The 12,289-nt window shown below is 60.3% G+C and carries 8 protein-coding genes; 3 read left to right on the top strand and 5 right to left on the bottom strand.

Going from position 1 to position 12,289, the window contains the following annotated elements; all coding sequences use genetic code 11:
* Nucleotides 1-1,160 precede the first annotated feature (1,160 nt).
* Nucleotides 1,161-2,936 carry an ABC-F family ATP-binding cassette domain-containing protein gene (locus tag VVR12_RS10345; protein ID WP_368551196.1) on the top strand — a complete coding sequence of 592 codons (1,776 nt, stop codon included), beginning with the start codon at nt 1,161-1,163 and terminating at the stop codon, nt 2,934-2,936.
* A gap of 129 nt (nt 2,937-3,065) precedes the next feature.
* Here the strand turns inward: VVR12_RS10345 and trxA are convergent, their stop codons facing one another.
* The 5 genes from trxA to VVR12_RS10320 all read right to left on the bottom strand — a co-directional run bounded on the left by trxA (nt 3,066) and on the right by VVR12_RS10320 (nt 8,226).
* Nucleotides 3,066-3,389 carry a thioredoxin gene (trxA, locus tag VVR12_RS10340; protein WP_409349903.1) on the bottom strand — a complete coding sequence of 108 codons (324 nt, stop codon included), beginning with the start codon at nt 3,387-3,389 and terminating at the stop codon, nt 3,066-3,068.
* Between the two features lie 29 nt (nt 3,390-3,418).
* Nucleotides 3,419-4,462 carry a thioredoxin-disulfide reductase gene (gene trxB / locus VVR12_RS10335; RefSeq protein ID WP_368551195.1) on the bottom strand — a complete coding sequence of 348 codons (1,044 nt, stop codon included), beginning with the start codon at nt 4,460-4,462 and terminating at the stop codon, nt 3,419-3,421.
* Between the two features lie 116 nt (nt 4,463-4,578).
* Nucleotides 4,579-5,955 carry a serine/threonine protein kinase gene (locus VVR12_RS10330; RefSeq protein WP_368551194.1) on the bottom strand — a complete coding sequence of 459 codons (1,377 nt, stop codon included), beginning with the start codon at nt 5,953-5,955 and terminating at the stop codon, nt 4,579-4,581.
* Between the two features lie 84 nt (nt 5,956-6,039).
* On the bottom strand, nt 6,040-7,677 hold the full coding sequence (gene murJ / locus VVR12_RS10325; RefSeq protein ID WP_368551192.1) for a murein biosynthesis integral membrane protein MurJ: 1,638 nt from the start codon (nt 7,675-7,677) through the stop codon (nt 6,040-6,042).
* Nucleotides 7,678-7,722: 45 nt separating this feature from the next.
* Nucleotides 7,723-8,226 (bottom strand): NUDIX hydrolase, encoded by a 504-nt coding sequence (locus VVR12_RS10320; RefSeq protein ID WP_368551191.1) that lies wholly within the window; start codon nt 8,224-8,226, stop codon nt 7,723-7,725.
* Between the two features lie 92 nt (nt 8,227-8,318).
* Between VVR12_RS10320 and VVR12_RS10315 the strand changes: the two genes are divergently transcribed.
* Together VVR12_RS10315 and VVR12_RS10310 are read left to right on the top strand one after the other, a co-directional pair.
* The gene (locus VVR12_RS10315) at nt 8,319-9,749 is read left to right on the top strand and encodes a CCA tRNA nucleotidyltransferase (RefSeq protein ID WP_368551190.1); all 1,431 of its coding nucleotides are present in this window, start codon (nt 8,319-8,321) and stop codon (nt 9,747-9,749) included.
* Between the two features lie 128 nt (nt 9,750-9,877).
* Nucleotides 9,878-12,289 carry a nitric-oxide reductase large subunit gene (locus VVR12_RS10310; RefSeq protein WP_368551189.1) on the top strand — a complete coding sequence of 804 codons (2,412 nt, stop codon included), beginning with the start codon at nt 9,878-9,880 and terminating at the stop codon, nt 12,287-12,289.

The raw sequence follows: 12,289 nt of genomic DNA, 5'->3' as shown, positions 1-12,289 counted from the left end.
TGAGAACGTTTCTTCAACGAGGGAGTGTGGAGATGTTTCACGTGAAACATGCGATGTTCATCATCTTGATACTAGGTCTGAACTGGTCCGCAGTCCCTCCGACGGGGGCGATTTCAGCATGGTCGAGGAATATAGTCAACGACCGTGTGGAAGGGTTGATGAGCCCCTTGTTTTGCTGCAGGAGTCAATCTTAAGTTTTGAATCTAGAATATAGAAAACCAACTTTAGAGATATGTTTACATGGTAAAAATCCCCAGAATGATCTTGACGTTTCACGTGAAACATCACGCGGAGTCCTGAGGTGAAGGGTCTACGACAGGATGAAGGGTAGGGATGGGAAAAGTAGCTGAAGGGGTCTCTCGATGGATGACAGTGGCGAGCTGGACCTGGTGCGTGAGACCCCCGGGTGGGGAGGCCAGTGGTCATTAATGAGTTGTAGATAGGCGTGGTCGACATGAGGGGGATGTAGAAGATTTTCAAATCGGATGGCAGAACTATCAGAAAGGACTTATTGGGGAACCCCCATCAGGTTCGTTCTGAGTGAGGGGGGCGGTTCAGAACAACAACTGAAGCCTCGAGTCGTAACAATGTTTCACGTGAAACATGACGTTAAGACATGGCGCCGATGCAGGCGTCTGGGGCTATTATCACCCGGTTTATTGAAGAATAATGAAGACCCGAGATTTTCTTTAGAAGAAATATGTAGAAAATAATCGTTGCTCGATAGAGGGTTTAATATTCATAAGGTTTTAGATTGTTACCCATTTATCGAGCTTGAACTGATTTATAATTGATCTATTTAAATAATCTGCCTTAATCTCGACCGGTTGCTCGTGCATCGATTTAAGCGCGGGTTTCCGGCGACTTTGCAAATAACTTATTTTGAGAAGTCACCTCATAGCTCAACGATACTTTCCCATCTCGCTACAGATCGTTACCGCCCCCGAAGCACGGGCTGTGCATCGGCAACTCCTCATGGGGCGGACGTTTCACGTGAAACATTCTTTCTCACCCTCGACTGGGGCATCACAAAGGTCTTATGATGATCTCGTCTTGTCGTCGACGAAGGGATCAGGCGTGAAGCAGCGCGCACTCTCCGCATAACGCTGATGCGCAACCGGCCGTCAGCGTCCTCAATTTCTACGCTGAGAGGCTCCTTCATGCCCACATACCATTCCCATATCGAGACCACTCCTTCTCGTCCCACGCTCACTTCGGGCGGCGGTCTGCAATTTTCACACCTCACCCTGCGCTGGCCTGACGGCACGCTCTGCCTCGATGATGTTTCAGGGTCGTTGACAGCTCCGTTGACAGGACTCGTCGGCGACAACGGTGGAGGGAAATCCACCCTGGCGCGCATCCTTGCGGGACGCCTGCAACCGACCTCGGGGGAGGTGCGGGGCTATCCACGGGTCGGCTACCTCCCGCAAGATCTCGGCATTACTGCTACCGCCACACTCGCCGATCTCTTCCAGGTAGTGGACGTGCTGGAGGCATTACAGAGGGTCGAAGCGGGGGAGTACTCCGACGAGCTTTACGAGACCATCGGCGACCGATGGATGCTACCCGATGAGATCGTCGCACACCTCGCCCACGAAGGTTTCGGCCCCGCCGAGAAGCACTCGGGTGCACCCGAAGCTCTCTTACACCGTAGGCTCTCGACCTTTTCCGGAGGCGAAACGGTGCGAGCTGCGCTCATTGCGCTGACGTTTGGGGCACCCGAATTCCTTATTCTCGACGAACCCACCAATAACCTCGATACCCCCGCGCAAAAGCGCCTGACGCGCCACCTATTGACCCTCAACGTTCCGGCTCTGATCATCAGCCACGACCGTAGGTTGCTGTCCCATATGCATGAGATTGCCGAACTTCATGCTGGTACCCTGCGCTTCTTCGGGGGTAATTACGAGGAATATCAAAAGGCGATCGTAGCTGAACAAACAACCGCTCAGCGTCGTTTGACTGAGGCAGAGGCGGTGGAGCGCAAGCAAAAGAGAGAGCGCATCGAAGCCAACGAGAAACTGGCGCTACGGGCCAAGCGGGGTGCGCAGGCGCAGCGAAATAAAACCGTTCCCAAGATGGTGGCCGGGTTGCGCGCGATGGACGCTCAGGTCTCGGCGGGGCGCCTCAAGGCTCGCCACGAGGCAGATGAGGCTCGGGCGAGAAGTGCCGTCGAGGCCGCCGAGCGGGAGATCCGCGAACAGAAGGCGATTTACCTAGAGCTCCCCGAGACGGCGCTGCCGGCCGGTAAACGTGCCCTCGAACTGACCCTTCGAGACTCGGACGCCGCACCCGACGAATTTTGCGCGCCCAACTTCAGCATGGCTACCGTAGCCGCCACCGACCCCGCCGGTGAGGACGAAGTTCCCCTCGCCGCGCGTCCGGTATCTGTCATCGTGCAGGGGCCAGAGCGGCTCCGCGTCGCAGGCCCCAACGGCAGCGGCAAAACCACGTTACTGCGCGAAATCGCCGGGGCGCCTACCGGCGGGGTCGAACCGGCCTACACCTGTTCGTACCGGTTGGAAAACCTGGGTTATCTACCTCAACAGATTGTTTTACCGTCTGAGAGTACCCTCCTCGACGTCGTTGCCCAGGCCAATCCGGAGGCCTCAGAACAACGCCTCCGGGATCAACTGGCCAAGCTCCTGTTCCGCCGCGAGGGCGTGCTGCAACCGGTGGGTACACTCTCCGGCGGCGAACGGCTCAGAGTCGCCCTGGCGCGCGTCCTGCTCTCCGCCCCAGCGCCCCAGTTGCTCCTCCTCGACGAGCCGACCAACAACCTCGACATCGCCGGGGTCGACTGGCTGGTCGAAGCGTTGAACTCCTATGCCGGGGCGCTGGTGGTGGTCTCTCACGACGAAGATTTCTGCGAGCGCATCGGCATCACCTGCACGCTCGATCTATGCGACGAGAGCACCGCACGGAAGAACCGATAACCGGGGAGGGTGCCTTCCCGCGGCGTCCTCCCCAACAACCGGCGCGCACGAAGAGGCCCCCGCACCGCGCGAGCGGAACGGGGGCCTGCGCCCGGGCATCACACCCAGGCAGAGCGCTTCAGCAGGTGATTAGCCCTCGAGGTAGGGAGCGAACTCCTTGAGCAGGGCGGCCTTGGGCTTGGCGCCCACGGTCTGCTTGTCGACCTCGCCGTCCTTGAAAACGTAGATAGCGGGGATGGAGGTGATGCCGTACTTCATTGCGGTCGCGGGGTTGTTTTCCACGTCCAGCTTCAGCACCTTCACCTTGTCGGAGTACTCCTCGCCGATCTCATCGATCACGGGGCCCACCATGCGGCAGGGGCCGCACCATTCGGCCCAGAAATCCACGATCACGGGCTTGTCGGAGGAGAGTACCTCGTCGGCGAAAGTTGCGTCAGTTACTTGCTCTGCCATGTCTATTTTCCTTTCAAAAGGCTAAATCTTTAGAGAGTCTCGAGGTAGTGCTGGGCGTCCAGAGCGGCCACACAGCCGGAACCGGCGGCGGTGATCGCCTGGCGGTAGGTCGAGTCGATGACGTCGCCGGCGGCGAAGACGCCGGGGATCGAGGTGCGCGAAGAACGGCCCTCAACCGCGATGGTGCCGGCTTCGGTCAGCTCCAGCTTGTCCTTGACCAGGTCGGTGCGCGGGTCGGAACCGATCGCGACGAACACACCCTCGACGTCCAATTCGGATTCCCCGCCGGAGACGGTGTCGGTGAGCGTCACCGAGGTGACCTTGGCGTCGCCGTTGATGGTCTTCACCTGCGAGTTCCAGATGACCTCGATCTTCGGGTGCTCGAACACGCGCTGCTGCATGATCTCCGAACCGCGCAGAGAGTCGCGGCGGTGGATCAGATAAACCTTCGAGGCATGGTTCGTCAGGTACAGAGACTCTTCGAGGGCGGAGTCGCCGCCGCCGACCACGGCCAAAGCCTTCTCTTTGAAGAAGAAGCCATCGCAGGTAGCACACCAGGAGACACCGTGGCCAGAGAGTCGCTGCTCGCCCTCCACGCCCAGCTTGCGGTACTCGGAACCGGTCGAGAGGATCACGGTCTTGGCCAGATGAACCGAGCCGTCCGTGAGGATGACCTTCTTGGTATCACCCTCGAGCTCTACAGACTCGACATCCTCGTAGCGGATATCGGCGCCAAATCGCTCGGCCTGCGCACCGATGGTGGTCATCAGTTCGGGGCCCTGAATACCCTCGACGAAGCCGGGGAAGTTCTCCACCTCGGTGGTGGTCATCAGGTCGCCACCGGGGGAGACCGACGACGCGAACAAGACCGGCTTGAGCGAGGCGCGCGCGGTGTAGATCGCCGCGGTGTAACCGGCCGGGCCGGAACCGACGATGATCACGTCGTGCACGGTCTGTTCGCCCTCAGCCGGTGCGTTCTGCTCGGGGGCGTCGTCCTGCTGGGCAGCGGCGCCCAGGTTCAGGTTGACCCCGGAACCGTTTGCGAAAACGCCACCAAATCCATTGGTCGTCATGGGCTTCCTTTCATCAGAAGGTAGGTCGTGTATCGATGAGTTCAACCGCCTCGCGCTTAGAAATATTCCGCGCGGCTCTCACCGACGGAACCCCTGCCCGCGGAGCGGTTCACAGGTTAGTTAGAGGCCTTGACCTCGGCAATGCGCAGGCCGTACGGCATGCCGGCGATCGGCTGCGACTGCTGCGGGGCCTCGGTGAACTTCACAATGACGTACTTGGCGCCTTCACCCTGCTTCTTGGTGTCCAAAGAGGTCTGCACCTGCGGGTCACTGAACGAGCCGGAGCCCACCTCAGTCGCGCCGTCCAGAGAGGCGGAATCGTTGGTGTACACGGTGAACGCGCCACCCGAGCCGCCGACCTGATCCATGGTCAGCTGCGAAACCGTGGTCTTATCCTTCAGCTCGAATGCCAGCGAGAAGTCGCTGACCAGGCCGCCGAAGTTAGCGGAGCCGAAACCGTAGCTCATCCACTGGGTGCCCGGGTTACCGTCGGTCAGCTGGCCCAGGGTCTGATCCTGATCCGCCATCAGATTCGGGTTGGAGGGCACCACGCGGGAGGCCGTGGTGATCTCGGCGTCCGGCTTCTGGGTGGGGGTGGGGCTCGGCGAGGCCGACGCCGATGAGGACGCCGCGGTCGGGGAGGGGGTCGTCGAGTAGGCGTCGCTGACGTCCGCGGCCTCGTTCGAGGCGTCCTGATCGACCATGCCGTTGAGGTTCGCAAACACTGCGGCGACACCCATCACCAGCAACAGGATCGCGGCGATGGCCACCACCAGCACGCCGCCGCGGCTGCGGTCGTCCTCGTCGTCGAAATCCGGCTCTTCGGGGTATTCGTCGTAGTCGGTGTACTCGTAATCCTCGTTTTCATCTTGGCCCGCGGCGAGGGTCTCGGTCGGATCCTCGTCGTGGGCCGCGGCACCGGCCGCTGCAGCCGCACCGGCGCCCACGCCTGCGGCACCAGCTGCCGCGCCCATCGCAGCGGGAGCAGTAGTGGTCGAACCGGCGGCCACCGAAGCCTCCGGTTCAACGTCGCGGGTCGCCGAAATGGACGAACGATCCGAACGGTCCGAACGAGTCGAACGCGAGACGTGGGAATTCTGGCCGGTATGTGCCTCGTCGCCGAAAATCTCCTGCCCCAGGGCCTCCTGGGTCTCCGAAGACGCCGCCAACACCTGCGAGTCAGCCAGCAGATTCTCCACCAGCGTCTCTGAACGGGAGTACGAGGTAATCAGGTACGTGCGGCCGTTCGTGTTGCCGAGGTCCAGAATCTGAACCGTGGACCGCGAGTTGCGCGCCAAAGTGCGGGCATTCGTCATCAGGCGGTCATTATGCTCGGGGGTCGCCACCACAATCGAGACCTTGCGGTTGAGAACCTGATCCTTGCCCTCCAACACGGCGTCGCCCTCAGCGGTCTCCAACGCAGACGCCGTCACCTTGTAACGCTCACCGAGCAGGGTGTGAAGCGGGATTGCATGAGATGGGTTCTGGGACAACGTACCCTCCGAGGCTAGAGTCTGAAATCGTTGAGAGTCTAAGGGGAAGTTTACTTGAGCAAACGTGTGTTGCGCGCAACCACCTTAGAGAAACGGAATCTTGCGGCGTAACGGAACCAACAAAGTATCGAGCTCGCTCACGCGGAAAACCTGCAAGAAGATGTAGTAGGCGAAAGACATTACCAGGCCACCCACCACGATCGTGATCATCGCGTTGAGCATCGAACCCCAGGCGAAACCGGTCAAGGCGTACCCGCCCAGCATCCACAACACCAGCGAGCCCACCAGGCCCGCACAGAAAGATGCCAGCGCCACCCGCGCGTGCGTGGAGACAATATTGCGCCCATCGTACGAACCGAAACGACGGTGGAGCACCCGATGGCACAGCACCACCGCGATCACGTTCTGCAAAGCGTAGGTGGCAGCGAGACCGAAGACGATGTAATGCGGGTCGAGATGCGAAGATATGAAGCCCAACACCACGATGAACACCGCCGAGATGAGCTGAATGAAGAAGGGCGTGCGGGCGTCCTCCTGCGCGTACAACACGCGCATCATCATGAACGAGATCGTCAAGAACGGGCCACCGAGAGCCATCACCGCAACGGTCTGACCGATCTGCGCCGCCGAAGCGGTGTTGCCGTTACCGAACAGCATGCCCACCGGGCCGGCGAAGACGATCAGCGCCACCGCCAAGAAGATCGTCGCCAACGACGAGACGCGCAGGCCCGACGACAGCGCGGCCACCACGTTCTCGTCGTCCTCATCCTGGGACGCCGCCGACATCCGGTTGAAGAGATAGGTGGCGATCGACAGGCCAATCACGCCGTGCGGCAACGAGTACAGCATCGAGGAGTAGTTCAGCGACTGAATACCCGGCACCACCGTGCCGTCGGTGGAGATGATGTTCGAGGCAGTCTGGGTGAGGTAAAAGAATGCCAGGTTCGAGACGATGCCGGTGGCCAGCGTCCAACCCGCCAACTTCGCCGAGTCACCCAAGCCGATACCGCGCCAACCGAACTTCGGTCGCAGCTTCAACCCGGTCGAACGTAGCGGAACCAACAACACCAGGGCCTGGATCGCCACACCCAACGTGGCCGAACCGGCCAACACCAGCGTCTGCGCGGTGGTCCAATTCGACACGTCGTGCAACGGGGGAGTGGAGTTCGTCTGACGACCGAACATCACGATGAAGAGAATCAGCGCGGCGATAGCCACCACGTTGTTGATCACCGGCGCCCACATAAACCACCCGAACGCGCCGCGGGCGTTGAGCACCTGACCGATGATCGTATAGAAACCGTAGAAGAAGATCTGCGGCAGGCACCACAGGGCGAAGATGAGGCCCAGCGCTCGCTGTTCGGGGGTCCACCCGCGGCCCATGAGCGAGATGATCGGCCAGGAACAGGCCACCACCACGGCGGTGACGGCCACGATGCCGGTGGTCGCCAGCGTGACCAATCGAGACACGAAGTCGGAACCGCCGTCTTCGTGCTTGGCGGCCTTGATAATCTGCGGCACCAGCACCGCGTTGAAGATACCCCCGGCCACCAGCACGTAGATCAGGTTGGGCAGGGTGTTGGCGGTTTCGAAGATGGTACCCATCGCCGTGCCGCTACCGATGGCGACCGTGATGAGGATGGTTTTAACGAAGCCGAGGATACGGGAAACCAGGGTTCCCGAGGCCATAATTGCGCTAGAAACTGCACCCGTACGTGCCACGTGTGTACCCTTTGCGACTGGCTCTACCGGTGCCTCGACGAGGCGTTAGGAGAGCTGGTGGATAATGTACTCGCGCGCGATCTCAGCGATGCGGCGTTCGTTGGGGAAAGAGAGTTTGCGACCGAGGTCGTCGATATTTACCCATGCTACGTCTACGGCCTCGTGATCCGGGTCTTTCTCGGTGGTGAGATATCCCCCGGTGGCGGAGAGCAAAAAGTGGTGCACGGTTTTGTGCACCCGGTGGCCGGCCACGGTGAACCAATAGTCGATGCTCCCGAGCGAGGCCAGCACGTCCCCGGCGATACCGGTTTCTTCTTCAATTTCGCGGGTCGCCGCCTGGACGTTGGTCTCGGCACCTTCGGGGTGACCCTTGGGTAGGCACCATTCGAGGCGTCCGCCGCGGTTGATGCGGGCGATGATGGCCACGGGGAGCTGGGGCTGATCGAAGTCGACGATCACCCCGCCGGCAGAGACTTCCTCAACCGTGGACAACATTGAAACGGGCGTAAATGCCCGCTTCTTGGGTGCCCGGGGAATTGGAAAGGTCATACCCCTACCTTAACCGATAGCGTGGAAGATGTATGAATGTGCTCCCACTCTGCAGGTGTGGTGGCGAATTATCTGGCACGATAGAGAGCACTATGGCGAACCTCTTAGATTCTTCTGCTATCAACCCTGTTGCCCTGTCTCTCGGCGAACTCTTTCACTCAGCCGGTTACGAATTGGCGCTGGTCGGCGGGCCCGTGCGTGACCTCTTCTTAGGTCAGCGGGCCACCGACCTCGACTTCACCACCAATGCCACCCCCGACGAGACGCTGGCGGTAGTCCAACACTGGGCAGACACCACGTGGGAGATCGGCAAAGAATATGGCACGATCGGCATACGTAAGGGCAACGAGATGCTGGAGGTCACTACCTACCGTGCCGAGGCCTATGATCCCGATTCACGAAAGCCCACCGTCGCTTTCGGCACGAGCCTCGAAGACGACCTGTTCCGCCGTGACTTCACCATTAACTCGATGGCCTTGCGCCTGCCGTCGATGGAGCTGGTTGATCCCTTCGGCGGCATACGTGACCTGAATGCCGGCGTGATTCAGACACCCGGCAAGGCAGAGGATTCCTTCTCCGACGATCCGCTGCGCATGATGCGCGCTGCCCGGTTTGCGGCTCGGCTAGATATTGACGTGGCCGAGGACGTCTTCGCGGCGATGAAAGATATGGCAGGGCGCATCGAGATCATCTCTGCCGAGCGGGTGCGCGACGAGCTGGTCAAGCTCATCAACGCCCCGGCTCCCGTGCGCGGCATTAACCTGCTGGTCGATTCGGGGTTGGCCGCGTACGTCCTGCCCGAGATCCCCGCGTTGAAGTTGGAGGTCGACGAGCACCACCACCACAAGGACGTTTATCAACATTCCCTGAGGGTAATGGAACAGGCGGCCGCGCAGGAGACCGGGCCCGACGGCGAGGTTCCCAGCCCCGACTTCGTTTTGCGGTTCGCCGCGCTCATGCACGATATCGGCAAGCCCGCTACCCGCAAGTTCGAACCCAACGGGTCGGTGAGCTTTCTGCATCACGATGTCGTGGGCGCCAAGCTGACCAAGAAGCGCATGCGCGCGTTGCGCTTCGACAACGACACGATCAAGGCCGTGGCACGACTCGTGGAGCTACATATGCGTTTCTACGGATATGGGGACGCCGGGTGGACGGATTCGGCGGTGCGCCGCTACGTGCGGGACGCCGGTGATCTGCTCGAACGCCTGCATCGACTCACGCGGGCAGACGTGACCACCCGTAATAAGCGCAAGGCCACCCGCATCGCGAAGGCCTATGACGACCTGGAGCGGCGCATCAAAGAACTGGCCGAACAGGAGGAGCTGGACGCGATGCGTCCTGACCTAGACGGCCAGCAGATCATGCAGATTTTGGGTATCTCACCTGGCCCTATGGTTGGTAAAGCATATAAGTTCCTGCTGGATATGCGGCTTGATGAAGGGGCCGTGGGTGAAGAAGAAGCCACCCGTCGGTTGAAGGCGTGGGCGGCGGAGAATTTGCCCGCCTCAGAGCCTAAGTAAAACGACTAAAAGAAATGTAGTCGTGAGTTCGTCTCTCGCGGTTGAAAATTTGCATTTTTAGTGCGTATTTTTAAGAGGGGGTTTTCCCCCCAGGTCACATACGCTTTTTCAACGAGAGAGACGCTCTCATGCGCAAAAGAATCTCCACGGCCGCTCGGCTCAAGACGGAACAACGCATCGATCATGTTTCCGCATATGCGGGCCGTGGCTGGGTGCAGGGTCTCGCCATTGTCTTGCTGCTGAGCTTCACCATTATGGCCATTCTGGCCATGCGAACCTACGCCCTATCGATGCCGCTGCCAGACAAAATCGTCGACGAACGCGGCAACACCATCGCCACTTCCGAGCAGATCACCCACGGCCAGGAGATCTTCCAAAGCCGCGGCCTGCAAGAATACGGTTCGGTTCTCGGCCACGGCGGCTACCTCGGCCCCGACTTCACCGCCGAATACCTGCACCTCACCACCGAACACGCTATCGAGGAATACCGTGCCCAGGGCAAGCAAGAGCCTGCCCAAGCCGTGCAGGACGAATGGCGCCAAAACCGCTACAACGAGGACAGCAAGACCCTCGTGTGGACGGACCAGCAGGTCAAAGAATTCCACCGGATGGTTGATCACTACAACGATTACCTGCGCACGCAGTCCGGTGAGAACGGCATGTTCCGCGATGCCCTGAAGACCGACCAAGAAATCTACGACACCACCGCCTTCTTCGGTTGGACGGCCTGGGCATCTGCCGCCGAGCGTCCGGATCAGAACTACACCTACACCAACAACTGGCCCGGTGAAGACAACGTGGGCAACAAGCCCACCGCCGAACTGCTCGTGTGGTCCACCCTCTCCCTCATCGCGCTGATCGGCGGCATCGGCATCATCTTCCTGATCTACGGACGCTGGTCGCGCACCATCGGGTGGCACGGCGAAGAAGCCCCCATCCTAGACTTCCGCCAGCCCGACGACGTGCACCTCACCCCGTCGCAGAAAGCCGCCGGTCTCTTCTTCATCACCATCACCGTATTGTTCTTCTTGCAGATGATGCTCGGTGCCCTGACCGAGCACTACCGAGTGGAACCCGACAGCTTCTACGGTGTGGACTGGATCGCTGAGATCCTCCCCTATACGGTCTCGCGAACCTGGCACCTGCAACTCTCGCTACTCTGGACCGCCGGTTCATTCTTGGCCGGGGGAATCTTCGTGGCTCCGCTGATCACCAAAAAAGAGCCCAAAAAACAGGGCTTGCTCACCGTGATCCTCTTCATCGCCGTGGTCGTGGTGGTCCTCGGATCCATGGCCTTCGAATGGCTCTCCCAAAAGGGCCTCCTGCCAGCGGGCAGCATCTTCTCCCAGCAGTGGGAGTTCCTCGACCTGCCCCGCGTCTTCCAGGTAGCGATCACGGCGGGTATGTTCCTCTGGATCTTCATCGTCTACCGCACCATGAGCCAAACCATCAAGGGCCAACGCAAAGACACCATGCCCTGGCTCTTCCTCTTCTCGGGCCTGGCCATCCCCATGTTCTACGCCGTAGGACACATGGCAAGCTCCGGCACCCACATCTCGGTCGCGGAATTCTGGCGCTTCTGGGTGGTGCACCTCTGGGTCGAGGACTTCCTCGAACTCTTCACCACCGTGATGGTGGCCTACCTGTTCGTGTTGCTGGGTGTCGTCCGCGAGCGGATCGCCATCGCGATCATCATGATGGATGCCATCCTCTACTCCTTCGGCGGCGTCATCGGCACCCTGCACCACCTTTACTTCTCGGGAACGCCCGCCGAGCAGATGGCCTTCGGCGCGTTCTTCTCGGCCATCGAGGTTGTGCCGTTGACCTTCCTGACGGTGGAGGCCTGGGGTTTCATGCAGCTGGGCGCCCGCCAGTACACCAACAAGACCAAGCCCTTCCCGCATCGCTGGGCCGTGATGTTCCTGGTCTCCGTGGGCTTCTGGAACTTCCTGGGTGCCGGCGTCATGGGCTTCCTCATCAACCTGCCCATCGTCTCCTACTACGAGATCGGCACCGCGCTAACCGCCAACCACGCCCACGGCGCCATGATGGGCGTCTACGGATTCTTGGCCCTGGCCTTCGCGGTGTTCGGGCTACGCTACATCATCCCCGAGAACAAGTGGCCCGAGAAGGGGTTGCGCTACTCCTTCTGGGCGCTGAATATCGGCCTCATCTGGATGGTGTTCATTTCGCTGCTGCCCATGGGCGTCAGCCAGCTTTATGAATCGGTGAACACCGGTTATTACGAAGCCCGCACCTTCGACTTCATCAACAACCCCACCAACTCGCTCATCGAGTGGTTGAGAATGCCCGGCGACATCATCTTCATCACGGGCGTGTTCCCGTTGCTGCTACTGAGCTTCCGCGCGATCAAGGCCTACTTCGCCAAGGACGCCAAGCCCACCACGTTGCAGCTACAGGATCCCCCGCTCTACGAGACGATCACCGAGGAGCGGATGAACGAGCTCGCCGCCCAGGAGAGAGCCGAGAAGACTCCCGAGCAGGTCAGCCCCTATCGCAGCGATCGTCGAGAGAGGTAG

It is taken from the genome of Rothia sp. LK2588 (assembly GCF_040946465.1).
In the GTDB taxonomy this organism is placed as follows: Bacteria; Actinomycetota; Actinomycetes; order Actinomycetales; family Micrococcaceae; genus Rothia.
Note: the sequence above shows the minus strand (reverse complement) of the source record. Positions and strands in the feature narration are given on the sequence as shown.